Here is a 22,888-nt window from a genome sequence, read left to right on the forward strand (position 1 = left end):
CCGGGCCTCGGCCGCGGGTCGGCGGCTACAGCAGGCTCGGCCCGGCGGGGGAGTCCGCGGCGTCCTCGTCGAGCGTGTTCACCATGAAGTAGGCCGCCCGCTCCAGATAGGTCCACAGCTCCTGGTCGTGCTCCGGCGACAGCTCCAGCGAGTCGACCGCGACCCGCATGTGCCGCAGCCAGTGGTCGCGCATCCGTGGGGTCACCGCGAACGGCGCGTGCCGCATCCGCAACCGCGGGTGCCCGCGCTGCTCGCTGTAGGTGCTCGGTCCGCCCCAGTACTGCTCGAGGAACATCCGCAGCCGGACCTCGGCCGGACCGAGGTCGGCCTCCGGATAGAGCGCCCGCAGCTCGGGGTCGCCGGTGACCCCTTCGTAGAAGCGTCTGACCAGGGCCACGAAGGTGTCGTGACCACCGATGGCGTCGTAGAACGTGAGCTGGAAGGGCGTACCCGGTGTGCTGGACATCGCCCCCATTGTTCCGCATCCGCTCGAACGGCCCGGCGCACGACCGAATCCCTGATTCCGTCCCCCCAGTGCCGCCTGCGGGCCCGATCGGTGCCGGTTTCGTGCCACTGGAGGGACGAAATCAGGGAACGGGCCCGCAGAGCAGTCGACCCCGGCTCCGGCTGGTGTGTCTCCGGGTTGGCAGGATGGGCTGGTCAGCATCGCCGCGCCCCCTGCGGCCCAGCTCGAACCGAAGGAGAACAGACGCATGGCAACAGTCAGGACGGCCGAGGCCCACTGGGAAGGCTCGCTGATGGAGGGCCAGGGCGAGGTCGAGCTGGTCTCGTCCGGAACGGGCAGCTTCGAGGTGAACTGGCCGTCCCGCGCCGAGCAGGCCAACGGCAAGACCAGCCCGGAGGAGCTGATCGCCGCCGCCCACTCGACCTGCTTCTCGATGGCACTGTCGCACGGGCTGGCCGGTGCGGGCACGCCGCCGGAGACCGTGGACACCCGGGCCGACGTGACCTTCCAGCCCGGTGAGGGCATCACCGGGATCAAGCTCACTGTGCACGCCAAGGTGCCGGGGCTGACCGCCGAACAGTTCGCCGAGGCCGCCGAGGGTGCGAAGAAGAACTGCCCGGTCAGCCAGGCGCTCACCGGCACCACGATCACGCTGGAGGCGACCCTCGACGAGTGACGCCCGCGACATAGTGGATGGACACGTCGTGGTTACTCGAACGACGGGTCCATCCGCTGCGCGGCGTGCCGTCAGGCGCGCGAGACGTCGCCCGCAGCGTCCTCTGCCTCCGGGTCTCCGTCCGCCGGGTCGGCCGGCGCGGGCGGCTCCGGCGGGACCATCCGGACAGCGACGTTCTGCACCGCCGGCGCGGGCCGGTCGGGACCGCCCTTGCTGAGGTTCGCGAGCCGGAGCACCTCGCCGTTGCGGACGTACCAGACCGTGCCGTCGTCGGCCCGGAGCTGGGTGACACGGAGCCCGATCTCCTCGACCGTGCCGGTGGCGAGCTGCATGTCGACGTAGTCGCCCACGCCCAGCTGGTCCTCGACCAGCAGGAAGATCCCGGACAGCAGGTCCTTGACGATCGACTGCGTGCCGAACGCGACAGCGGCGGCGACCAGGGACGTGCCGGCGACGATGGCGGTCACGTTGAAGCCGAGCTCGGACAGCACCATCACCAGGGTGACCAGCAGCACGGTGACGGTGATCAGGCTCTTGGCGAGCGAGCCGAGCGCCCGGATCCGCTGACTGCGCCGCTGCGCCGGCAAGCCGGAGGCCGACTCGAGCGCCTGGGCCGGGCGCCACCGCACCGGCTTGGCGATCGAGCGTTCGACCGACCGGTCGATCAGCCGGTGACTGATGAACCGGACCGCGACCGCGATCAGCAGCAGCAGCAGGATGTGCACCGGCGGCCAGGTCGGCACCTCGGCCAGGTTGCTGGGCAGCCAACTGGGCATGGCTCAGCCCACCTCGCGGCGGTAGGTCACCCGCCCGTTCCAGTACGTCGCCACGATCGGGTCCGGCAGGTCCCGCCCGTGCCACGGGTTGTTGCGCGACAGCGACGCCGAAGCGTCCCGATCCACGACCGCTCGGGCGCTCGGATCCACCAGGACGAAGTTGGCCGGCTCGCCCTCCGCGAGCGGTCGGCCCTGATCGGCGAGCCGGGCGATCCGCGCCGGTGTCGTCGACATCGTCTCCACGACCCGGGCCCAGTCCATCCGACCAGGCAACACCATCGTCTCCAGCACCACGGCGAGCGCGGTCTCCAGGCCGAGCATGCCGGGGGAGGCGTCGACGAACGCGTGCTCCTTGTCGTGCCGGGCGTGCGGTGCGTGGTCGGTGGCGACGGCGTCGATCGTGCCGTCGGCCAGCGCCTCCCGGACGGCCTCGACGTGCTCGTTCGGCCGCAGCGGGGGGTTGACCTTGTACGTCGGGTCGTAACTCGTGACCTCGTCCGTGGTCAGCATCAGGTGATGCGGGGTCACCTCCGCGGTCACCGCGATTCCTCGGCGCTTGGCCCAGCGCAGGACGTCGACGGTCTCGGCGGTCGAGACGTGGCAGACGTGGACCCGGGAGTTGGTCAGCTCGGCCAGCGACACGTCGCGGGCCACGATCGACGACTCCGCCGCCGACGGCCAGCCCGGCAGACCGAGTCGGCCCGAGATCTCGCCCTCGTGGCAGCAGGCATCCGGTCCGGCGAGGGCCGGGTCCTGGGCATGCTGGGCGATGCACCCGTCGAAGGCGCGGACGTACTCCAGGGCGCGGCGCATCAGCCGGGCGTCGGTAACGCAGTGGCCGTCGTCGGAGAACAGCCGGACCCGGGCGGCGCCCCGCGCCATCAGCCCGAGCTCGGCCAGCTCCGCTCCGGCCAGCCCCTTGCTGACGGCGCCGACCGGGACGACCTCGCAGGCGCCGGCCCGCCGGCCCAGCTCCAGCAGGTGCTCGGCCGCCTCGCCGGTGTCGGTCACCGGCTTCGTGTTGGCCATCGCCAGCACCGCCGTGAAACCGCCGCGGGCCGCGGCGCGGGTGCCGCTCGCGACGGTCTCGGCGTCCTCGCGGCCGGGTTCGCGCAGATGGGTGTGCAGGTCGACGAGCCCGGGCAGCGCGATCAGACCGTCGGCGTCCACCCGCTCGATGCCGGCCGGCGCCGACGCCGGGTCGGCGAACCGGCCGTCGACGACGTACAGGTCGCGGGCGTCGGCGCCGAGCGGTGCGGCCCCGGTGATCACGAACCCGCTCATACCGCGGCCCCTTCCGGCACGGCGCGGCGGACCGGCCGGCCGCCGGCCCCCACTACCGGACTCTCCTCGTCGTCGCCGCCGAGCAACTCGTACAGCACGCTCATCCGCACCGCCACCCCGGCGGCCACCTGGTCCAGGATCAGGGAGTTGGCCGCGTCGGCGGCGTCCGCCGAGATCTCCAGCCCGCGGTTCATCGGCCCCGGATGGCAGATGGCCGTGCCCGGCCGCAGCGCGTCGAGCCGGGGCCGGGTCAGGCCGTAGCCGATGGTGTACTCCCGCGGCGTCGGGAAGTAGCCGCCGGACATCCGCTCCCGCTGCACCCGGAGCATCATCACCGCGTCGACCTCCGGCAGCACGGCGTCCAGGTCGCTGGAGACCGACACCGGCCAGGTCGCGATGCCCGAGGGCAGCAGGGTCGGCGGTGCCACGATCGTCACGTCCGCGCCGAGAGTGGACAACAGCGCGACGTTGCTGCGGGCCACCCGGGAGTGGGTGACGTCGCCGACGATCGCGATCCGCTTGCCGGCGAAGTCGGTCAGCTCCGGCTCGGCGACCCGGAAGTGCCGGCGCAGCGTGAACGAGTCCAGCAGGGCCTGGGTGGGGTGCTCGTGGGTGCCGTCGCCGGCGTTCAGCACGTGCACGTCGCGGCCCTGCTCGGCCAGCCAGTTCGCGGCCTGCCAGGGTGCGCCGGACGCCGCGTGCCGGATGATCAGGGCGTCCACGCCCATCGCGGCAACGGTCAGCACGGTGTCGCGCAGCGACTCGCCCTTGGAGACCGACGAGCCCTTCGCGCTGATGTTGATCACGTCCGCGGACAGCCACTTGCCGGCGATCTCGAACGACGAGCGGGTCCGGGTGGAGTCTTCGAAGAACAGATTCACGGCCGTACGTCCGCGCAGGGCCGGCAGCTTCTTCACCGGCCGGTGCAGCACCTGGGCCATTTCCTCGGCCAGGTCGAGGATGGCGGCCACCTCGGACGTGTCGAGGTCGGCGGCCGACAGCAGGTGCCGCATCAGCTCGCTCCTTCCGGACTCTCGGCGTCCCGCGAGATGGTCACCTCGGTCACACCGTCGATTTCGGCCAGCGCCACACTCACCCGTTCCTCGTCGGACGTCGGCAGGTTCTTGCCGACGTGGTCGGCCCGGATCGGCAGCTCGCGGTGACCACGGTCGATCAGCACGGCCAGCCGGACGGCCCGCGGCCGGCCGAGGTCGCCGAGCGCGTCGAGCGCGGCGCGTACCGTCCGGCCGGAATAGAGCACGTCGTCGACCAACACGATCACGGCGTCGTCGACGCTGCCGGGGATCTGGCTCCGGCCGACCGCGCGGGTGGGGTGGCGGCGGAGGTCGTCGCGATACATGGTGACGTCCAGCGACCCGGTCGGGATGGCGACGCCCTCGACCTCGGTCATCGCGGCCGACAGCCGGCGGGCCAGCGGTACGCCGCGGGTCGGGATGCCGAGCAGCATCAGTCCCTGCGCGCCCCGGTTGGCCTCCAGGATCTGGTGGGCCATCCGGGCGCAGGCGCGAGCGATCTGGTCCGACTCCATCACCACCCGGGCCGTGGCCACCGCAGCAGCACGCTGGCCGCCAGGAATCGGTTCGGTCCGGCCCGGGTCGGTTCCGCTCGCTCCAGCGCGCGGGGACACGGTCTCTGCCACGTGTGATCGGCCCTCTCGACGTCGCCCCGTCCACCGGGGTGCCACGCCCGCGGCTCGCCGCACGGTGACCTGCTCTCTCCCACTCGGGGCCGGGTCTCGATACGGTATGGGCGTGAACCTCCTGAGCAGCCTAGTGCCCCTCGAAACCCTCGACGGCTGGCCTCCCGCGCCCCCGGTCTCGGTCGTGGGCCTGTTGCTGTTGCTGGTCGGGTTCCCTCTGCTGGTGTTCCTGATCATCTTCGGCATCAGCGCGCTGCGCCCGGCTCCGAGCGCGTACGACGCCATGCAGGAGCGCGAGGCGCTGTGGGCGGCCTCGAACGCACCGGAGGCGGTGACCGAGGGTCGCCGCGCCGCGATCCCGGCCGCCGAGGCGGCGAGCGACGCGGGCGCCGGGAAGAGCGACGACGCGGGCAAGGGTGGTGCGAGTGCTCGCTGGTGACGCCCTCACGCCCGGCGAGCGGAGCAGACTCGAGCGGGCGATCAGCAACGCCGACACGGCGTCGCGCGAGCTGGAGTTCTCGTTGTTCCTGGGCGCGGCGGACGGCGATCCGCGGACGGTGGCGCGCCGGTTGCATGCCGGGCTGGTGAAGCCCGAGATGTCGGTTCTGGTGCTCTGCGATCCGGGCCAGCGCGCGTTGGAGATCGTCACGGGGTCCCTTGCCCGCCGCACGCTTAGCGACGCGACCTGCGCACTGGCGGCCGCATCGATGGAGGCGTCCTTCGCCATCGGCGACATCGTCGGCGGGCTCGTGGTCGGGATCCAGCAACTCGGCGAGGCCGCGCGCGCTCCGCAGACGCTGCACGCGATGAAGCGGAACTGATCTCCCCGCCACAGCTCTGAGCGGGCCGCATCGACCGCTGCCTAGCCGAGGTGCAGCGTCCAGGGGTCGGTGACCAGCCCGGACACCTCGATCGGCACCGGCGTGCCGCGCTGGTCCAGGGCCGCGCCGAGCCGGCGGGCGAGCACCGGCAGCCAGGTCCACTCCGCGGCCCAGTGCGGGATGTCGACCAGGGCCGGCGCGTCCGGCCAGGCCAGCGCGTCGCCCGCGGGGTGATGGCGCAGATCTGAGGTGACGTAGACGTCGGCCCCGGACCCGCGGGCCGCCTCCAGCAGGCTGTCGCCGGCGCCGGGGAGCATGGCGACGGTCCGGACCGGTCGGTCGAGGTCGCCGCCGACCCGGACCCCGGCGGGCGTCGCCGGCAGTGCGCGGGCGACCCGTCCGGCGAACGAGCGCAGGCTGATCGGCCGGGCCAACTCGCCGATCCGACCCAGCCCGACCTCGTCGCTCGGTCGAGCGGCCAGCTCGTACAGATCCCAGGCCGGCACCTCGTACGGGTGCGCGCCGAGCAGCGCCGCGATCGCGGCCGACCGGCGGTCCCGCGGCAGCACCAGCTCGACCCTGACCTCGGCCACCTGCTCGACCCGGCCGACCGTTCCGAGATACGGGTCCGAGCCCCGGGCCGGCCGGAACGTCCCGGTGCCGGCGGCGCCGAACGCACACCGCTCGTACGTCCCGATCCGGCCCGCGCCGGCGTCGGCCAGGGCGTCGATCACGGCGTCGACATGCGACTCGGGCACGAACGTGACGAGCTTGTCGCTGCGCTGCGCCGGGGCCGGTTCCAACGGCCGGCAGCCGCTCAGCCCGAGCGCGTCGGCCAGGCAGTCGCCGACCCCGCCGACCCCGGCGTCGGCATTGGTGTGGGCGACGAACAGCGCGATCCGGTGCCGGATGAAACCCTCGATCAGGGCTCCCTTGGGGGAGTCGAACCGCACCCGGTCGATGCCGCGGAGCAGCAGCGGGTGGTGGGTGATGAGCAGGTCGGCGCCCGCGGCGGCCGACTCGGCCAGCACCGCCGCGGTCGGCTCGACGGCGAGTGCGATCCGGCTGACCGGATCGCCGGGAGCGCCGACGGTAAGGCCGACGACGTCCCACGACTCGGCGAGCCGAGGCGGGAACCACTCCTCCAGCAGCGAGGCGACCGCCGCGACGCTGAGCTCACTCATCGGCCCGGCGCCCTCGCGCACGCCTCGCCCGGCTCAGGACGCACCGCTTTGGCACCTCAACGAGCGGGCGGCGTCGTCGCGTCGCTCCGCGATGATGCGGCGGGCGTATTCGGCCAGTTCGGCGCCGGCCAGCCAGGCGTCCAGCCTGGTCAGCAGATCGGACAGGTCGGCCGGGGAGGGAAACAGGTTCGCCAGCGCGTTCGTCCGCAGCTGGGTGCCCTTGTCCGCCCAGGCGCCCCGGCCGGCGGAGATGTCGTCGGCCATCGCGAAATACCGCTCGACGTACGGCGCGAGCACCTCGTCCTGGTCGCGCTGCCAGAACGCCTGGCAGATCGCGCGCTGGGTCGTCGCGGTGATCAGGTTCTGGTCGACCGCCGCGCGCCAGGCGGCGTCCTTGGCCTCGGCGGTCGGCTGCGCCGCGCGGGCCGCCGCCGCATACTCGGCACCGGCGACGGTCTTGTCGCGCTCCTCCTCGGCCGCCAGCGCGGCCTCGTCCAGCCGGCCGAGCCTGGCCGCGTTGCGGACCAGGGCCCAGCGCAGCTCGGAGTCGATCACCAGACCCTCCGGCACGTCGCGACCTTCCAACCACGACGCGAGCTCGTCGGCCGCACCGTCGTCCGTCGCCGCCGCGGCGAACGCGCGGGCAAACGCCAGCTGGTGGTCCGAGCCGGGCGCAGCGCCGGCCAGCAGGGCTCGCACCCCGTCCTGCCAGGACTGCTGCTGCTCGGCCCGCCGGTCCAGCGGGCTGAACGCCGTCGCCGCCTTCCAGCCACCGCCGAGCACGGTGTTCACCGCCGTCAGATCGGTTTCCACCGCTGCGCCCCGGAGCACCAGAGCGGCGTAGTCGGCGCCGGACAGCTCGGCGTCGCGGCACAGGTCCCAGGCCGCACCCCAGCAGACCGCGCGCGGCAGCGCATCGGGCAGCCGGTCCAGGTGGTCGAGCACCGTGCGCAGCGAACGGGGATCCAACCTGACCTTGGCGTAGGTCAGGTCGTCGTCGTTGACCAGCAGCAGATCCGGCGCCTCCCGACCGACCAGGGTGGGCACCTGCGTACGTCCGCCGCTGATGTCGGTCTCGATCCGATCGGTCCGGATCAGGCCGTCCGCGCCCAGCCGGTACAGGCCGACCGCCAACCGGTGGTCTCGCAGCGTCGGCCACGCCTCGGCGGCGGTCTGGACCAGATCGAAGGAGGCGAACCGGCCCTCGTCGTCCAGCTCGAAATCCGCTGCGATGGTGTTCACTCCGGCCGTCTCCAGCCACTGCGCCGACCAGCCCGACAGGTCCCGGCCGGAGGCCGCCTGGAGGGCGGTCAGCAGGTCGGCCAGCGTGGTGTTGCCGAAGGCGTGGGTCGCGAAGTAGTCCCGGACACCGGCCAGGAACGCGTCCCGGCCCACGAAGGCCACCAGCTGCCGCAGCACCGAGGCGCCCTTGGCATAGGTGATGCCGTCGAAGTTCAGCTCGACCGCCTCCAGGTCGACCATGTCGGCGGCGATCGGATGGGTCGACGGCAGCTGGTCCTGCCGGTAGGCCCACGTCTTGACCGCGTTGCAGAAGGTCGCCCAGGTCGCGTCGCTGTCCTCGATCTCGGAGCTGGCGAAGTTCGACGACCAGGTGGCGAAGGACTCCTTCAGCCACAGGTCGTCCCACCAGCGCATCGTCACCAGATCGCCGAACCACATGTGCGACAGCTCGTGCAGGATGGTGTCGGCCCGCGTCCGGTAGGAGGCCGCGGTCACCCGGCCGCGGAACACGTACTCGTCGCGGATCACCACGCAGCCGATGTTCTCCATCGCGCCGCTGTTGTATTCGGGAACGAAGACCTGGTCGTACTTCCCGAACGGATACGGATAGCCGAAGTGCCGTTCGAACACGTCGAAACCACCGGTGGTGGTCGCCCAGATCCGGTCCGCGTCCAGGTGATCTGCCAGCGAGGCCCGGCAGAGCAGGGCCATCTCCAGCTCGCCCGCCGCCGCCGCGTAGGTCGTGCTGACTGCGTGGTACTCGCCGGCGACCAGCGCGTTCAGATAGGTCGACACGGGCAGGGTCTCGGCGAAGTTCCAGCGGGCCACACCGTCGCCGATCGGCTCGCGCTCGGTCTCGACCCCGTTGGAGATCACCAGCCACTGCTCGGGAGCGACCACCGAGGTGGTGAACCGGGCCTTGAGGTCGGGCTGCTCGAAGCAGGCGAACACCCGGCGGGCCTCGGCCGGCTCGAACTGGGTGTAGAGGTAGACCCGCCCGTCGGCCGGGTCGACGAACCGGTGCAGACCTTCCCCGCTGCGGCTGTAGCGGCACAGCGCCTCGACGGTCAGCTCGTGCTCGCCGGCACCGACGGTCAGCGGCAACCGTGAGTCGGCGAAGCTCGCCGGATCCAGCGGCTCGCCGTCCAGTGCCGCCGCCAGCACCCGGTCGGCGATCAGATCGACGTGCAGCTGGCCGTCTGCGTGTGCGCTGAACCGGATGGTGCTGCGCGAGGTGAAGGTGGTCGTCCCGTCGGCCGGCGCCCGGCCGCTCAGATCGATCTCCAGCCGGTAGCTCTCGGTCTGGATCAACGCCGAGCGGGCCGCGGCCTCGGCGCGGGTGAGGTTGTCCGGGAACATGCGCCCGATCTTGTCACGCGCCACCGACAGCCCGCCGCGGCGCCGGTCGGCCACGCGCCGATCCCACTAGGGTTGCCCCATGGCGAAGGGCAAGGCGGACAAGCGGTCCGGCAAGCGGTCGGCGAAGAAGGCCACGAAGAAGTCGGACCAGAAGCCCGCTAAGACGGCCAAGCCCGCCAAGTCGGCCAAGCCCGCCAAGTCGGCCAAGCCCGCCAAGTCGGCCATGTCGGCCAAGCCCGCTAAGTCGGCCAAGCCCGCCAAGTCGGTCAAGCCCGCGAAGCCGGCCAAGCCCGCCAAGTCCGCGAAGGCGAAGGCGGCCGCCGTGGTGGAGCCCGCGAGTGCGGTCGAGCAGGAGCCGGCAGCGCCGCCCGAGCCGACCGTGGTCGACTTCTGGTTCGACCCCGCCTGCCCGTGGGCGTGGCTGACCTCCCGGTGGATGCTCGAGGTCGAAAACGTACGTCCGGTGAAGACCGTCTTCCACGTGATGAGCCTGTCGGTGCTCAACCACGACCGGGACGTCTCCGAGGGCTACCGGCAGTTCCTGAACGGAGCCTGGGCCGCGGTCCGGGTGGCACTGGCCGTGGAGCGCGACTACGGGCAGGAGCAACTGGCCGCGTTCTACACCGCGCTCGGCACCCGCTACCACCCGCGCGGCGAGCCTCGGAACCGCGAGACCATCGAGCACGCGCTGACCGACATCGGCGTCCCGACCTCGCTCGCCGAGCTGGGCGAGACCGGTGACTGGGACGACGATCTCCGGGCGTCACATCAGCGCGGGATGGCCGCCGTCGGCGACGATGTCGGGACGCCGGTGCTGCACGTCGGCGGCTCGGCCATCTTCGGCCCCGTCATCACCCCGTGCCCGACCGGCGAGGAGGCCGGGCGGCTGTACGACGCCGTCGTCACGCTGACGGAGTTCCGCGGCTTCTACGAGCTGAAGCGCACCCGCACCGAGGGCCCCAGCTTCGCGTCTTGACGAGGTCGCCCGGCGAGTCTCAGCGCTCGCGGCTCACCGCCCTCCCGGCCGGCTCCGCCCGCCGCCGGTCACGAAGGCAGACCCAACGCCACCGCGGCGCGCCGGCCCTGGACGCGGCGCGCCAACCCCAGCCGCGCCGCGCCAGCCCCAGCCGTGGTGCGCCGGCCCCAGCCGCGCGGCGCGACATCTTCGCTCGCCTTGACCCCAGTTCGCGCGTGAAGCTTCTCGCGCGAAGTGGGTGGAAAGCGCGCGAAGACGAACCGGGTCGGTCTCACCGGGGTCTCGCGTCCCCGCCGGGCCCGGCCGCGGTGCGCCAGCCCCGGCCGCGGCGCGCCAGCCCCGGCCGAGGTGCGCCGGCCCCAGCCGCGCGGCGCGATATCTTCGCTCGCCTTGACCCCAGTTCGCGCGTGAAGCTTCTCGCGCGAAGTGGGTGGAAAGCGCGCGAAGACGGCTCGGGCTGGTCGTGCGCGGGCTCGCGTCCCCGCCGGTGCCGCGCACGGCCGAACGAGGCGGGCCGAGCGAGGGCAATAGGGTGAGGTCATGCGCGTGCACATCGGCAGCGACCATGCCGGCTTCGAGCTGAAGAACTTCCTGATCCAGAACCTGACCGCCGACGGTCACGAGTTGGTCGATCACGGCCCGGAGACGTACGACGCCGAGGACGACTACCCGGTCTACTGCATTCCGGCCGCCGAGGCCGTCGTCGCGGACCCGGGATCGCTCTGCATCGTGGTCGGGGGTTCCGGCAACGGCGAGCAGATCGCGGCCAACAAGGTGAACGGCACCCGGGCCGCGTTGGCCTACAGCTCCGACACCGCGACGCTGGCCCGCCAGCACAACGACGCGAACGTGATCGCGATCGGCGCCCGGATGCACACCGAGGACGAGGCACTCGAGCTGGTTCGGCTGTTCCTGGCGACGCCGTTCAGCAATGACCCGAGGCACGCCCGGCGGATCGGTTTGCTCGCGGACTACGAAGCGCGGGACTGAACCGCGGAGCCGTCAGCCGCGTGTCGTCGGTGGATGGGGCACCGGGGGATGTGCCACGGGTTGCGGCGCCGAGCGGGTCTGCCGGGATCGGTTGTCGGACCGAGGCCGGCCCTCGATCCGGGCCAGCAGGTCGGCCACCACCGACTCGGCGGCCGCCTCGTCGGTCTCCGTCGGTCGGCTCACGTCCCGCGATCGCATCGCCCGGTCGACCGTGACCAGTCCGGACACTCCGTCCCGGCCGAAGTCGCGCGGCCACAGATCGCGGCCGTCCCCGCCGCGACCCTGATCCGAGCGGCCCTGATCCGAGCGGCCCTGATCGGATCGGCCCTGATCGGATCGGGACTGATCAGATCGGACGTGGTCAGCCGATCGCGACGCCTCGGCGTGACGGTTCGGGTCACCGGGCGGCGGACCCGGATGGGGCACCCCTGACATGGCATTCAGCCTAGTGCTGCACCGGTGAGCGGACGACATGGTTGAGAGTACGTTCGAGGCGGCCGGCACTCTGGTCGGCGTCGATGCCGCCGGGCGGATCAGCCGGGTCGCGTCGTCCGCTCGGCCCGGTACGTCTCTGCTGAGTCTTGGGCACCCGCACGTCAGAGTGACCCACCCGCCGGAGCCGGCGCCCGTCCAGAGGGAACCCGCCCAGATGGAACCCGTCCAGCTGGAACTCGCCCGACTGGCGATCGACGCCGACGAGGTGGAGTCGACTCTGGTCGCGGCCGGTGCGCTGGAGATCACGGTCAGGCACATGTTCGTTGCCGGCTGGCAGACCAGGTTCGTGTTGTCCAACCCGGCAACGCGGCCGATCACCCTCGGGGTCACCTGGCCCTGGCTGGTCGATCCCGGCGCCGTCGGCTGGGCCGTCGCGGACGGCGCCGAGGCGGCGCTGTTCGTCCAGCCGCACGACGGCGCCGGCCCGATCCTCGTCGGCCGCTTGCGGCAGGGCGCGGTCGTTCGCTTCGACGAGCAGGGTCTGGCCTTGCCGGAGATCGTGCTGGACCCCGGCGGCCGGTACGTCCTCGGCTGGGACTGGGACTGGCTGACCGAGCCGAGCGCGTACGGCCGCCGCTGGGCCACCCTGCACCCGACCGTGACCACGCTCGTTCGCGGTGAGGTGGTGCTGTTGCCCGCCGGACCCGATGTCGCGCTGGTGGTGCCCGACGGCATCGCGGTCGAGCGCGACGACGAGCTCTGTGCGCTCACCGCCGCGGAGCCGCGGACGGCGGCGGTGGAGCTGCGCTCCGCGCGCGGCCTGCACGTCGTCCGGCTGACCTGGACGCCGACCGCCACCGAGCTGCTCGCGGCCGTGGCCGGGAAGTTGCTCGCGGCCCCGCGCGGCCGGACCGGCGTGGTCCGGCTCCCCGGTCTGGACGCCGCCGTCGTCGTCCAGCACGCACTCCGGGCCGAGGCCGTCGACGCGCCGGACGACGCTCAGGACGCGCTCGACCAGTTCACCGCCCGGTTCGAGCCGGACGTACTCGATCCGGCCGGGCCCGACGCCGCGTTCGGCGCCCTGTTCCTGGCCGGCGAGTTCGAGCGCACCGGCGAGCCCGAGCTGCTCGACCGGGCAGCCGCCCAGGTGCTGCGCGCCACCCGCCCGGCACCCGGCCTCGGGGTAGCGGCCACTCGGGTCTGCGCCGGCCTGATCGTGGCAGGTGCCTCACCCCAAGCGGTGATGGACCATCTGATCGCGCTCGCCGGCCGGCCGGCGGCGGATGCCGAGCCGGACGATCCGCTGGACCGGCTCGCGCTGTCGGTGCTCACGCGTCACCTGCACGCGGCTGACCACCAGGACGACGCCCTAGTGCGCGCGGTGCTCGCCCTCGGCACCGAGCTTGGTTCCGGTCTTCCCGGGGACCCCGTCCGGCCGTGGCCGGCCGAACGACTCGGCCGGCTGCTCGCGACCTTCGCGACATTGCCGGATGGGGTGGCCGAGCCGACCCGGCGCGCCTGGGGGGTGCCGGCGGCGGATCTGGCCGCGCGGCGCACCCCCACGCTGATCGCACGCCTGGTCGGCGAGCCGCTCGGTCGCGGGCATCGGTGGCTGGCCGTGCTCGCGTCGGCCGGCGGGCCGCAGTAGCCGGGGCCGCGCTAGCACGCAGCCGGAGTCGGGTCCTCGGTAGCACGGGTCCTCGGTAGCACGGGTCCTCGGTAGCACGGGTCCTCGGTAGCACGGGTCCTCGGTAGCACGGGTCCTCGGTAGCACGGGGCCGGAGTCGCACCGGGCCGGAGTCGCGCCGGGCCGCCGGGCCACCGGACGGCGAGCCCGGCGCGGGTTCGTTCGCCGAAGGTTCGTTCGCCGCGGGGCGGCCGGCGCGGGTTTCGTTCCTCGGGCAGCGGCCGGTGCGTCTGGCAGAGTTGAGTCGTGGCAGTCACGCAGGCGCGCAGACCAGCTGCCGACCATGGCGGGATCGCCGTCGAGCCCTGGCAGGCCCGACGGCCGGCCGGCTTCCGCCGGCTCCCGTACCTGTTGTCGCGGCTGTTCTTCCTGGGCGCCGCGTTGGTGCTGCTGCAGAGTCTCTTCCCGTTGGCGTTCTGGCTCGGCCCGATCGTCGACTTCTATTCCACCGTGTTTGTGCCGATCGACGCCGGATCGGTCGCGTTCGCGGTCTTCCTGCTCGTTCTCGGCGCCGGACTGGCCCGCCGCAAGCGCATCGCCTGGTTGATCACGACGGTCTGGATGAGCGGCCTGCTGCTGGTGGACCTGTTCACGGTCGCCGTGCTGGCGCTGCTGGTGCTGCGGGGGCAGAACGAGTTCCCCGACCTGCCGACGCTGGCCAGGTTCGGGTTCAACCTCGCCTCCCTCGGCGCGGTCTATGCGGTGATGATGGTCTATCGCGGCGAGTTCACCGCCCGCCGGCAACCGGGCAGCATCCGCAAGGCGTTGATCACCCTGGCGGTCGGGCTGGCGATCACGTTCACCGTCGGCGTCGTGCTGGTCGCGCTGTTCCCCGGAGGCTTGGAGGGACCGACCGGTCGGCTCGCCTGGATCGGCCGGCGGATCGCCGGGGTCTTGCTTCAGCAGGACCTGACCGGCGGCGCTCCGGTCAGCGCCCCACCGGGCTGGATCAACACCCTGATCGGCCTGATGGTCGGCCTGACCGTGCTGGCCGCGGTGCTGGCGCTGATGCGCTCGCAGCGCCGCGCGGCACTGGTGAGCGCGGCCGACGAGCCGCGGATCCGCGCGCTGGTCGCGGAGTCGGAGGACGATTCCCTGGCCTACTTCGCTACCCGGCGGGACAAGTCGGTGGTCTTCGCCGCGGACGGGCGCAGCGCGATCCTCTACCGGGTCGACCTCGGCGTCTGCCTGGCCAGCAGCGACCCGATCGGGCCGCGTGACCACTGGGCCGGGGCGATCAGCGCCTGGCGGACGCTGGTGGAGACCTACGGGTGGACGCCGGCCGTGATCGGGGCCAGCGAGGTCGGCGCGACGGCGTACGCCCGGGCCGGCCTGCGGGTGATCAGACTCGGCGACGAGGCCATTCTCGAGACCCGGCTGTTCCATCTGGACGAGCCGGACATGCGACCGGTCCGGCAAGCGGTGAACCGGCTGGAGAAGCTCGGCTACACCGCCCGGATCCGCCGGCACCGCGACATCCCGCACGTCGAGCTGGGCGACCTGATCGCCAAGACCGTGGCCTGGCGCGATACCGAGACCGAGCGCGGGTTCTCGATGGCGCTGGGCCGGCTGGGCGACCCGGCCGACGGTGACTGCCTGATGGTGGAGGCGATCTTCCCACCGGACAAGCGAACTCCGGGGCCGGCCGGCGACGTGGCCGGCATCTTGTCCTTCGTTCCTTGGGGGAGGGACGGCTACTCCCTGGACGTGATGCGGCGTAGCCCCCTGGCCGACAACGGGATCACCGAGTTCATGGTCACCCAGCTGATGGCGGCCGGGCGCGATCTCGGCTATCGCCGGGTCTCGCTGAACTTCGCCGTGTTCCGCTCCGCGTTCGAGGAGGGGGCACGGATCGGCGCCGGCCCGGTCCTCCGGCTGTGGCGGCGGATGCTGCTGGTGGCCTCACGGTGGTGGCAGATCGAGTCGCTGTTCCGCTCCAACGTGAAATACCGGCCGCAGTGGCAACCGCGGTTCCTCTGCTTCGACGAGACGCGTGACATCGCCCTGGTCGGCGCCGCGTCCGGGGTGGCAGAGGGCTTCATCGACCTGCCCCGCTTCCTCAGCGCGCCGCAGGTCGAGGCGGCTCGCCCGCTGACCGAGGCTCCGCCCGTCGCGATCGCCGCACCGGCGGCTCCCGCCGGGCCTCGGATCCCGGAACAGATGCGGCAGCGGATGGCGGTCCGGGAGCGACTGCTGGCCGACGGCGTCGACCCCTATCCGCCGTCGTTCCGGCCGACCGCGCGCTGCGCGCAGCTGACCGATACGGCCGGGCCGGCCGAGGTCCGGCTGGCCGGACGGGTGCTGGCAATCCGCGACTTCGGCGGCGTGATCTTCGTGAAGCTGCGCGACTGGTCCGGCGACGCCCAGCTGATGCTCACCCGGTCGGCGACCGGGGACGACGCGATGCGCGAGTTCCGCCGGGTCGTCGATCTCGGTGATCAACTCGGTGCCGGCGGCGCCGTCATCACCTCCCGTTCGGGCGAGATCTCGCTCGAGGTGGCGTCGTGGCAGCTGACCGCGAAGTCGCTCCGGCCGCCGCCGGACAAGCGCCGCGGGATCACCGATCCGGAGGCGAAGGTGCGGCAGCGTTATCTCGATCTCGCCGTGAACCGGACCGCCCGGCACCAGCTCGCCGCTCGGTCGCGGGCCATCCGTGCGGTCCGCGACACCCTCGACGCCCGCGGCTACACCGAGGTCGAGACGCCTATCCTGCAGACGATCCACGGCGGTGCCAATGCGCGCCCGTTCCGCACCCACATCAACGCGTACGATCTCGATCTCTATCTGCGGATCGCGCCCGAGCTGTACCTGAAGCGGCTGATGGTCGGCGGCATCGACAAGATCTTCGAGATCGGCCGGAACTTCCGCAACGAGGGCGCCGACGCCACTCACAATCCCGAGTTCACCATGCTCGAGGCGTACGAGGCGTACGGCGACTACACCACCATGCGGCTCGTCGCGCAGGAGATCATCACCGCGGCGGCACAGGCCGTGCACGGACGTACGGTGGTCGCGGGTCGTGATCATCTCGGCAGCTGGCACGAGGTCGACCTGGCGCAGGAGTGGCCGGTGATCACGGTGAACGACGCGATCTCGGCCGCCTGCGGTGTACCGGTCAGCGCCGACACCACCCGGGACGAGCTGGTCCGGATCGCCAACGGGCTGTCGATCGAGATGGACTCCCGCTGGACCCGGGGCGCCGTCGTGCTGGAGCTGTACGAGCACCTGGTCGAGGACGTCACGGTCCGGCCCACGTTCTACACCGACTTCCCGGCCGAGGTGTCGCCGCTCACCCGCGCCCACCGCGACGATCCCCGGCTCGCCGAGCGCTGGGACCTGGTGGCGTTCGGGGCGGAGATCGGGACCGCCTACTCAGAGCTGGTCGATCCGGTCGAGCAGCGCGCCCGGCTCACCGCGCAGTCGCTGCAGGCCGCGGGCGGCGACCCGGAGGCGATGGAGCTGGACGAGGACTTCCTGATGGCGCTGGAGTTCGCGATGCCACCCTCCGGGGGTCTCGGCATGGGGCTCGACCGGTTGATCATGTTGCTGACCGACACCACCATCAGGGAGACCATCGCCTTCCCGCTGGTGCGGCCCCGCCGTCGATGATGATCACCGATCCGCCCGGCCGAGCGACGCCGGAACGAGCGCCGGTCGAACCGCATCCGCGCCGGGCGCTGATCTGGCCCGTGCTCGGACTGATCGCCATGATCACGTACAACACCTGGGTGCTGTGGATCCCCGTCAACGGGCACCCACACATCATCGACGGCTACCTGTCGGAGTTGTCGGCGTCCGATCAGCCCCGCAACCTGTTCTTCCGCGGCGGGGACCTGATCACCTCCCTGATCGTCGGTGCGCTCGGCATCCGTGCCGTGCTGGTGTGGCGGCATCGTGCCCGCCGTACCTGGTGGCTGGTGTCGGCCTGGGCCCTGATCGTCTTCGCGGTGGCGACGTTCTTCGACGCCTTCTTCGCGATGGACTGCTCGCCGACGCTCGACACCGCCTGCCGAATAGCGGAGGAGGCCGGCCGGCTGTCGGACGTCCACTATGCCCATACCTACACCAGCGTGCTGGCGCAGACCGGTGTCGTCACCTCCATCCTCGCGGCGTACGTCGCACTGCGCCGCAGCTATCCGGGGTCGAGCCGCCGCCGGTGGTGGCTGCTGGCCGGGGCGGTGATCGAGGTCAGTGCCCTGACGATCATGCTCGTGATGATCGCCGCCGGGCTGCCGTGGCTCGGCATCCCGCAGGCCGTCATCGTCGCGGTCGCGTCGATCTGGTTCGCTGCGGTCGGGTTCGGCGTGCTCGGACCACCGCTGGAGGCGAAGACGCCCGACGGTCCGGCGGGTCCCGATGCCGGCTGATCCGGCCGACCCGCTGCCGGGGCGGGTCGTGATCGCCGGCGGCCGAGCGGTTCGCGTCGTGGAGCAGGACGGCGACGGTCCGGGTGTGCTGCTGCTCGGGGGCTGCGGCGTCCCGTTCTACGCCTGGGACGACGTGGTGGCACTGCTGCCGACCAGGCGCGTCGTCCGGATGGACCGCCCGGGTCTCGGGACGCCGTGGCCGGGCCGCCTGCCCGCGCTGGCCGAGGAGATCGAGACGCTGCGCGAGCTGCTGCTGAGCGTCGAGGGGCTGGCGGTCGCGCCCGTGGTCGTCGCGCACTCGATGGCGGGCCCGCACGTGGAGGGGCTGGTGCGGCGCTATCCGGACCGCGTCTCCGCGCTGGTGCTGGTGGACGGCAGCGTGGATGATCGCCCCGCGCCGTCACGGCGTCCCGACCGCGCGCTGGGCCGCGCGCGCGCCGGCTACCGCATCCTGTCCGGGCTCCCGCCCGCGCGCCGGTTGGGACCGCTCGGCGACCGGCTGCTGTCCAGCGTGCAAAGCACGCGGCTCCGGCTGGGCACCCCGCGTCCGGCCGAGCAACGGATCGTGTTCCGCAGCCCGGACGCCGTCGCCGCTGTGCTTGCCGAGGCGGGGACGTACCACGCCCAGCTGGCCGACCTCGCCGCCCTGCGCGTCTCGACCTCCTGGCCGGGGGTCGAGACCCGGGTGCTCACCGCCGCGGGCGACGGCGGTGCCGGCTGGGTCCGGCTACAGGCGGGCCTGGCCGAGCTGCTCGGTGCCCGGCAGACCGTCGTCGGCGACTCGCGGCATCTGATGATGATCGATCGGCCCGACCTGATCGCCGATGCCATCCTCGCTCTCGCTCGCCACTGAATCGCCGCCGCGCCATCGCCTCCGCACCGAAACCGTGCCGTTCCTGCAGCAACACGCCCGCGCAGATTCTCGTGGCCCGGCCTGCCGGATCACACAGCTTTACGGGGGCGGCGGTTCGGCGGTTCATCGCTCAGGCGGAGCGGCGGACATCCTGCTCGTCGGGCCAGATCACCGGTCCGGCGCCGATCAGCCGTCCCTGATTGGCGATCCTCGGCGCGACCGCCCGGCCCGCGACGTAGCGAAGGATCGGTGCCGCGCTGTAGCCGTCGTAGGAGTTGATCTTCGCGAGCTCGGCGGCCGCATCGACGTAGTCGGTGTTGCGGATCCGTTCAAGATCGCTGTGCGGGACGACTTTCAAGAACCGCCGGTTCCGGATCATCACCAGCCGGTGCCGCTTCCGGAATGCCCTGATCAGCAGGTCTGTGTCCTCGCCCGACCAGCCGCGGAACCGCGGGCTCTCGTCGTATCCGCCGAGCGCGGCGAAGTTCTCCGCGGACAGGGCGATCCGGCCCATGCTTCCCTTGTAGGCCTCGGCGTTCAGCCGCCGGTCGAACCGATTGGTGGCGACCACGGCGTTGGGCCGGCGGCGGAAAACCGCGCGCAGATAGTCGGCGAAGCCTCGTCCGGTGTAGTTGTCGGCGTCGAGGTTGCAGAGGAAGTCGCCGGTGGCGAGCACGTGCGCCATGTTCTTGGCGTGGCTGTGCCGGAAGTGCGGGTGGCCTTCGGTGCGGGCGAAGCGAAGGATGCCGGCGTCCAGGTACGGCCGCAGGCCTGGGTCGGTGGTGATCCACTCCGCCAGCCCGTCACGGCTGCTGTAGTCCAGCAGCACGAATTCCACCGCGTTGGGCCGCGACCAGTCCACGCAGTCGGCCAGGTTGCGCGGCAGGGTCTGCTGGACGTGGTGTGCCCTGCCCATGCAGGTGGTGCAGAGAGAGAGCTTCATGGTCGGGTCTTTGTTGGGGCCCTTCGCGGCTGATCGAAACACAAGGCCTGACTCGTACGCCGGCCATGCTACCGATCGGCGCCGCAACTACCGGGAACCCGAACATCACGGTTTGACCGGCGTCGCTCAGTCGTCGGAGGTGCGCAGCGCACGGCGGGCCGACAGCAGCTCGATCTCGGGGCGGGCGGCGACGAAGCGCTCGATGCCGTCCAGCACCTCGGTCACGTGTCCGGCGTCGGCGCTGACGACGGCGGCCCCGACCCCGGCTCGCCGGTGCAGGTCGAGATGGTCGACCTCGGCGACGCTGACCTCGAACCGGCGCCGCACGTCGGCGACCAGCGGACGTACCACCGAGCGCTTCTCCTTCAGCGACCCGACCGCGCCCAGCAACAGATCGAATTCGATCCAGCCCACCCACATGTCACGATCATCCCCGATCGGCGATACCGCCCGATCGCCGATACAAATCGTGCCGTCGGCTCGAACGCTCGCGACCGGACCCGGGTATCAAATGCCTCCGCGGGCGATCCGGATGAACATCGGGTCCGCGGGGAGGCCGCGGCATCGGTCCAGGAGGACGCCATGCGAAGGTCGGTCGGTCGCCGTGCTCGCGGCCCTCGTCCTGCTCGTGATCGGCGCGCTTCCGGCGGCAGCCGACCGAGGCAGGACGCAGCTGCACGAGTCGCTCCCGCAGAGCCAGGCGGAGTGCGTTTGTATCGCCGATCAGTATGCCCAGCGCATCCCGCTGGCGACCGCTCTCGAGAAGTCCAGAAGTGCGAGTCCGACGGTTGGCAGTCCAGCTACGACTGCGCTGCGCTGGCCGCAGCGATGTTCCACTGTGCCGACCCGACGCTCTCCCTCACCACGGGGGAGTAAAGCTGCGGCGGCAAGCCCACCAAGGCCGAGCTCGCGACCGCAGCCGAACAGGCGTATCTGCTGTGCTCGGAGCGGGCCCGCGGGGTCGATCCGGAGTCGGACCCGTGCAAGGCGGTGACCGCCGGCCGGAGCATCCTGCATGCCGCGTTGTACGAGCGCGACAAGTGCCACGATCCGTACGCGCGCTGGGCGGTGAACTGCGCGACGCCGATCGACCTGGACAAGGCACTGGCCGGCGAGGTCGCCAAGGTGACGCCCAGCTTCCACGACGTGCTGGTCCAGCTGTGCCAGCTGGCCGGCGGTCCGCGTCCCGGCCCCGGCGGGCCCACGTAGCCCGGGGCGGCGGGCTCGACCCCCGGCCCGCCGCCCCCACTCCGGAGCTCCGCCCCCACTCCGGAGCTCCGCCCCCACTCCGGAGCTCCGGCCCCACGTCGGAACTACGCCCCCCACTCCGGAGCTCCGGCCCCACGTCGGACCGGGTCTGACGGCTCAGCGCGCGGTCAGCGACGACTCCTTGTGCGCCGCCTGGGCGCCGGTCTTCGCCGACTCGACAATCCAGTACGGCTCGTCCTGGCTCGCCTTGAATGTCTGGCCCTCGAACGTGAACTGCTTCGTCCGCTTCTCCACGGTTGTGCCGTGGGTCCGGCCCTGGGAGGTGTTCCAGGACACCTCGTCGCCCTTGCTGATCGCCATGGTCCAGACGTACCCACCAAGAGGTCGGATCAACTCCCGGGGTCGGGCGGCGCGAACCGGGGTAGGAAGTGGTCGTGACCGAGACCGCCGAGAGATGGGTTCCGCCGGATGCCGACGTCGCGGAGTTGCGCCGCGCGGCCCGGGACTGCCGAGGGTGCGAGCTGTGGGAGCCGGCAACCCAGGTGGTCTTCTCGGCCGGCGATGTCGACGCCGCCCTGATGCTGATCGGCGAACAGCCGGGCGACGTCGAGGACCGTGAGGGCATACCGTTCGTCGGTCCCGCCGGACGACTCCTGCAGCGAGCGGTGGAGGACGCCGGACTCGCCAGGGACGAGCTCTATGTGACCAACGCGGTGAAGCACTTCCGGTTCACCCTCCGCGGCAAACGTCGGATCCACCAGACGCCGCAGGTCTCGCACGTGCTCGCCTGTCAGCCGTGGTTGGCCGCCGAGATCCGGAACGTACGGCCCGAGCTGATCGTCGTGCTCGGCGCTACCGCCGCCCGGTCGGTGCTCGGTGCCGGCTTCCGGGTGACCAAGTCCCGAGGCACGGTGCTGGAGGCCGAGACCCTGGTCGGGCCGGCACGGGTCCTGGCCACCATGCATCCCTCGGCGGTGCTACGCCTGCGCGGGGAGGAGCACGACCGGGCGTACGCCGACCTGGTGGCCGATCTCCACACGGCCGGCGAGGCGTTACGTCGTACCTCCTGACCCGCCCGGTGCCGGCGGGCGGGCCTGGGCCGCGATCGGCGCTAGCGATACTCCTTCGGTAGCGGCGGGGCGTACTCGCTTCGGGTGCTGGTCCGCAGGCCCAGCTTCACCAGCGACTCGACGAACGTGACGCCGGCCGTCACGCCGTCGATCACCGGCACGCCCACCTGTTCGGACACCTCGTGGCAGAAGTCGGCCATCCCGGCGCAGCCGAGGACGATCGAGTCGGCCTCGTCCTCCTCGACCGCGCGGCGGCAGTAGTCGACGACCAGCTTCCGCGCATCGGAGGCCGGATCCTCCAGCTCCAGCACCGGCACCTCACAGGCGTAGATGCTCCGGCACTTGTCCGCGAAGCCGTACCGGTGGACGAGGTGTTCCGCCTGGCCGATCGTCCTTGCCAGCGTCGTCACCACACTGAACGACCGGCCGAGCATCGTCGCCGCGTGGAACCCCGCCTCGGCGATCCCGACCACCGGCCCGGTGGCGATCTCCCGGGCGGCGTCCAGGCCCGGATCGCCGAAGCAGGCGAGGACGAAGCCGTCCGCCCCCCGGGACTCGGCGTCCCGGACGGCCTCCAGCAGACCGGGCACCGCCAGGGCCTCGTCGGTGTGCGACTCGATCGAGGCCGGACCGTGCTGGTTGGTGATCGCCCAGACCTCGGTCGCCGGATCGACCACGGCCCCCACGCAGTCGGCCATCAGCTGCGTCATCGATGCGGTCGTGTTGGGGTTGATCAGGGCGATCCGGCGTGACGGTTCGGTGGACATGCTCATCAGTGTGTCGCCTTCCACGAGCTCAGTGCCCAGCGCCGTCGGTGGCGAGTTCTCGTTGGTGGTCGAGGCGTCCGATTCTGGGGTTGTGTTTTTCGAGGAGCCAGAAGGAGAGGAGGC

23 protein-coding genes are annotated in these 22,888 nt (G+C 71.9%); 11 read left to right on the top strand and 12 right to left on the bottom strand.

Going from position 1 to position 22,888, the window contains the following annotated elements; all coding sequences use genetic code 11:
- Positions 1-25: 25 nt before the first annotated feature.
- On the bottom strand, positions 26-466 hold the full coding sequence (locus ABD747_RS03775; protein WP_344801748.1) for a globin: 441 nt from the start codon (positions 464-466) through the stop codon (positions 26-28).
- 247 nt (positions 467-713) lie between these two features.
- Between ABD747_RS03775 and ABD747_RS03780 the strand changes: the two genes are divergently transcribed.
- A complete protein-coding gene (locus ABD747_RS03780; protein WP_344801749.1) occupies positions 714-1,142 on the top strand; it encodes an OsmC family protein in 429 nt (142 codons plus the stop codon).
- Between the two features lie 71 nt (positions 1,143-1,213).
- On the opposite strand, the gene ABD747_RS03785 is transcribed toward ABD747_RS03780, so the two are convergent.
- From ABD747_RS03785 to pyrR, 4 genes are read right to left on the bottom strand one after another with little or no spacing between them, the layout of a single operon-like run.
- Positions 1,214-1,918: a mechanosensitive ion channel family protein gene (locus ABD747_RS03785; RefSeq protein ID WP_344801750.1), complete on the bottom strand. Its 705-nt coding sequence runs from the start codon at positions 1,916-1,918 to the stop codon at positions 1,214-1,216.
- A gap of 3 nt (positions 1,919-1,921) precedes the next feature.
- Positions 1,922-3,202: a dihydroorotase gene (locus ABD747_RS03790; protein WP_344801751.1), complete on the bottom strand. Its 1,281-nt coding sequence runs from the start codon at positions 3,200-3,202 to the stop codon at positions 1,922-1,924.
- Positions 3,199-4,215, bottom strand: a complete 1,017-nt coding sequence (locus ABD747_RS03795; RefSeq protein WP_344801752.1) for an aspartate carbamoyltransferase catalytic subunit — start codon at positions 4,213-4,215, stop codon at positions 3,199-3,201. Before ABD747_RS03795 ends, ABD747_RS03790 begins: the two co-directional genes overlap by 4 nt.
- Positions 4,215-4,772: a bifunctional pyr operon transcriptional regulator/uracil phosphoribosyltransferase PyrR gene (gene pyrR / locus ABD747_RS03800; RefSeq protein WP_344801753.1), complete on the bottom strand. Its 558-nt coding sequence runs from the start codon at positions 4,770-4,772 to the stop codon at positions 4,215-4,217. Before pyrR ends, ABD747_RS03795 begins: the two co-directional genes overlap by 1 nt.
- A 202-nt stretch (positions 4,773-4,974) precedes the next feature.
- Here pyrR and ABD747_RS03805 point away from each other — a divergent pair, with 202 nt between their 5' ends.
- Complete coding sequence (locus ABD747_RS03805) at positions 4,975-5,301, top strand: hypothetical protein (protein ID WP_344801754.1); 327 nt, start codon at positions 4,975-4,977, stop codon at positions 5,299-5,301.
- The gene (locus ABD747_RS03810; RefSeq protein ID WP_344801755.1) at positions 5,288-5,683 is read left to right on the top strand and encodes a DUF5130 family protein; all 396 of its coding nucleotides are present in this window, start codon (positions 5,288-5,290) and stop codon (positions 5,681-5,683) included. The genes ABD747_RS03805 and ABD747_RS03810 overlap by 14 nt, the downstream gene beginning before the upstream one ends.
- 41 nt (positions 5,684-5,724) lie before the next feature.
- Here ABD747_RS03810 and ABD747_RS03815 read toward each other — a convergent pair whose 3' ends face one another.
- Together ABD747_RS03815 and pepN are read right to left on the bottom strand one after the other, a co-directional pair.
- Positions 5,725-6,867: a Nif3-like dinuclear metal center hexameric protein gene (locus ABD747_RS03815; RefSeq protein WP_344801756.1), complete on the bottom strand. Its 1,143-nt coding sequence runs from the start codon at positions 6,865-6,867 to the stop codon at positions 5,725-5,727.
- A gap of 33 nt (positions 6,868-6,900) precedes the next feature.
- Complete coding sequence (pepN, locus tag ABD747_RS03820; RefSeq protein WP_344801779.1) at positions 6,901-9,468, bottom strand: aminopeptidase N; 2,568 nt, start codon at positions 9,466-9,468, stop codon at positions 6,901-6,903.
- A 79-nt stretch (positions 9,469-9,547) separates the two neighbouring features.
- Here pepN and ABD747_RS03825 point away from each other — a divergent pair, with 79 nt between their 5' ends.
- Both ABD747_RS03825 and ABD747_RS03830 read left to right on the top strand, forming a co-directional pair.
- On the top strand, positions 9,548-10,444 hold the full coding sequence (locus tag ABD747_RS03825; RefSeq protein ID WP_344801757.1) for a mycothiol-dependent nitroreductase Rv2466c family protein: 897 nt from the start codon (positions 9,548-9,550) through the stop codon (positions 10,442-10,444).
- Between the two features lie 540 nt (positions 10,445-10,984).
- Positions 10,985-11,434, top strand: coding sequence for a ribose-5-phosphate isomerase (locus tag ABD747_RS03830; RefSeq protein WP_344801758.1), 450 nt, complete (start codon positions 10,985-10,987; stop codon positions 11,432-11,434).
- A 12-nt stretch (positions 11,435-11,446) separates the two neighbouring features.
- Here the strand turns inward: ABD747_RS03830 and ABD747_RS03835 are convergent, their stop codons facing one another.
- Positions 11,447-11,617, bottom strand: a complete 171-nt coding sequence (locus ABD747_RS03835) for a hypothetical protein (protein ID WP_344801759.1) — start codon at positions 11,615-11,617, stop codon at positions 11,447-11,449.
- A gap of 289 nt (positions 11,618-11,906) precedes the next feature.
- On the opposite strand from ABD747_RS03835, the gene ABD747_RS03840 reads away from it, so the two are divergent.
- The 4 genes from ABD747_RS03840 (at position 11,907) to ABD747_RS03855 (ending at position 18,776) form a co-directional block, all read left to right on the top strand.
- The gene (locus ABD747_RS03840; protein WP_344801760.1) at positions 11,907-13,517 is read left to right on the top strand and encodes a hypothetical protein; all 1,611 of its coding nucleotides are present in this window, start codon (positions 11,907-11,909) and stop codon (positions 13,515-13,517) included.
- Positions 13,518-13,802: 285 nt separating this feature from the next.
- Positions 13,803-17,165 carry a bifunctional lysylphosphatidylglycerol synthetase/lysine--tRNA ligase LysX gene (lysX, locus tag ABD747_RS03845; RefSeq protein WP_344801761.1) on the top strand — a complete coding sequence of 1,121 codons (3,363 nt, stop codon included), beginning with the start codon at positions 13,803-13,805 and terminating at the stop codon, positions 17,163-17,165.
- Positions 17,162-17,923 (top strand): DUF998 domain-containing protein, encoded by a 762-nt coding sequence (locus tag ABD747_RS03850; protein ID WP_344801762.1) that lies wholly within the window; start codon positions 17,162-17,164, stop codon positions 17,921-17,923. The genes lysX and ABD747_RS03850 overlap by 4 nt, the downstream gene beginning before the upstream one ends.
- On the top strand, positions 17,913-18,776 hold the full coding sequence (locus ABD747_RS03855) for an alpha/beta fold hydrolase (protein ID WP_344801763.1): 864 nt from the start codon (positions 17,913-17,915) through the stop codon (positions 18,774-18,776). The genes ABD747_RS03850 and ABD747_RS03855 overlap by 11 nt, the downstream gene beginning before the upstream one ends.
- A gap of 130 nt (positions 18,777-18,906) precedes the next feature.
- On the opposite strand, the gene ABD747_RS03860 is transcribed toward ABD747_RS03855, so the two are convergent.
- Both ABD747_RS03860 and ABD747_RS03865 read right to left on the bottom strand, forming a co-directional pair.
- Positions 18,907-19,719, bottom strand: a complete 813-nt coding sequence (locus tag ABD747_RS03860; RefSeq protein ID WP_344801764.1) for a glycosyltransferase family A protein — start codon at positions 19,717-19,719, stop codon at positions 18,907-18,909.
- 126 nt (positions 19,720-19,845) lie between these two features.
- A complete protein-coding gene (locus ABD747_RS03865) occupies positions 19,846-20,139 on the bottom strand; it encodes a DUF503 domain-containing protein (RefSeq protein WP_344801765.1) in 294 nt (97 codons plus the stop codon).
- Between the two features lie 570 nt (positions 20,140-20,709).
- Here ABD747_RS03865 and ABD747_RS03870 point away from each other — a divergent pair.
- The gene (locus tag ABD747_RS03870) at positions 20,710-20,928 is read left to right on the top strand and encodes a hypothetical protein (protein ID WP_344801766.1); all 219 of its coding nucleotides are present in this window, start codon (positions 20,710-20,712) and stop codon (positions 20,926-20,928) included.
- A gap of 156 nt (positions 20,929-21,084) precedes the next feature.
- Here the strand turns inward: ABD747_RS03870 and ABD747_RS03875 are convergent, their stop codons facing one another.
- Positions 21,085-21,288: a hypervirulence associated TUDOR domain-containing protein gene (locus ABD747_RS03875; RefSeq protein WP_344801767.1), complete on the bottom strand. Its 204-nt coding sequence runs from the start codon at positions 21,286-21,288 to the stop codon at positions 21,085-21,087.
- Between the two features lie 74 nt (positions 21,289-21,362).
- Between ABD747_RS03875 and ABD747_RS03880 the strand changes: the two genes are divergently transcribed.
- Positions 21,363-21,998, top strand: coding sequence for a UdgX family uracil-DNA binding protein (locus tag ABD747_RS03880; protein WP_344801768.1), 636 nt, complete (start codon positions 21,363-21,365; stop codon positions 21,996-21,998).
- A gap of 41 nt (positions 21,999-22,039) precedes the next feature.
- Here the strand turns inward: ABD747_RS03880 and ABD747_RS03885 are convergent, their stop codons facing one another.
- Positions 22,040-22,765 (bottom strand): aspartate/glutamate racemase family protein, encoded by a 726-nt coding sequence (locus ABD747_RS03885; RefSeq protein WP_344801769.1) that lies wholly within the window; start codon positions 22,763-22,765, stop codon positions 22,040-22,042.
- Positions 22,766-22,888: the final 123 nt, after the last annotated feature.

Source organism: Microlunatus ginsengisoli, from assembly GCF_039537205.1.
GTDB classification, from domain to species: Bacteria; Actinomycetota; Actinomycetes; order Propionibacteriales; family Propionibacteriaceae; genus Microlunatus; species Microlunatus ginsengisoli.

Excerpts from the sequence above, each read along its gene's own strand:
- ABD747_RS03775 (WP_344801748.1), bottom strand. The coding sequence starts at position 466 with ATGTCCAGCACACCGGGTACGCCCTTCCAGCTCACGTTCTACGACGCC.
- ABD747_RS03780 (WP_344801749.1), top strand. The coding sequence starts at position 714 with ATGGCAACAGTCAGGACGGCCGAGGCCCACTGGGAAGGCTCGCTGATG.
- ABD747_RS03785 (WP_344801750.1), bottom strand. The coding sequence starts at position 1,918 with ATGCCCAGTTGGCTGCCCAGCAACCTGGCCGAGGTGCCGACCTGGCCG.
- ABD747_RS03790 (WP_344801751.1), bottom strand. The coding sequence starts at position 3,202 with ATGAGCGGGTTCGTGATCACCGGGGCCGCACCGCTCGGCGCCGACGCC.
- ABD747_RS03795 (WP_344801752.1), bottom strand. The coding sequence starts at position 4,215 with ATGCGGCACCTGCTGTCGGCCGCCGACCTCGACACGTCCGAGGTGGCC.
- ABD747_RS03815 (WP_344801756.1), bottom strand. The coding sequence starts at position 6,867 with ATGAGTGAGCTCAGCGTCGCGGCGGTCGCCTCGCTGCTGGAGGAGTGG.
- pepN (WP_344801779.1), bottom strand. The coding sequence starts at position 9,468 with ATGTTCCCGGACAACCTCACCCGCGCCGAGGCCGCGGCCCGCTCGGCG.
- ABD747_RS03825 (WP_344801757.1), top strand. The coding sequence starts at position 9,548 with ATGGCGAAGGGCAAGGCGGACAAGCGGTCCGGCAAGCGGTCGGCGAAG.
- ABD747_RS03830 (WP_344801758.1), top strand. The coding sequence starts at position 10,985 with ATGCGCGTGCACATCGGCAGCGACCATGCCGGCTTCGAGCTGAAGAAC.
- ABD747_RS03840 (WP_344801760.1), top strand. The coding sequence starts at position 11,907 with ATGGTTGAGAGTACGTTCGAGGCGGCCGGCACTCTGGTCGGCGTCGAT.
- ABD747_RS03850 (WP_344801762.1), top strand. The coding sequence starts at position 17,162 with ATGATGATCACCGATCCGCCCGGCCGAGCGACGCCGGAACGAGCGCCG.
- ABD747_RS03855 (WP_344801763.1), top strand. The coding sequence starts at position 17,913 with ATGCCGGCTGATCCGGCCGACCCGCTGCCGGGGCGGGTCGTGATCGCC.
- ABD747_RS03860 (WP_344801764.1), bottom strand. The coding sequence starts at position 19,719 with ATGAAGCTCTCTCTCTGCACCACCTGCATGGGCAGGGCACACCACGTC.
- ABD747_RS03865 (WP_344801765.1), bottom strand. The coding sequence starts at position 20,139 with ATGTGGGTGGGCTGGATCGAATTCGATCTGTTGCTGGGCGCGGTCGGG.
- ABD747_RS03875 (WP_344801767.1), bottom strand. The coding sequence starts at position 21,288 with ATGGCGATCAGCAAGGGCGACGAGGTGTCCTGGAACACCTCCCAGGGC.
- ABD747_RS03885 (WP_344801769.1), bottom strand. The coding sequence starts at position 22,765 with ATGTCCACCGAACCGTCACGCCGGATCGCCCTGATCAACCCCAACACG.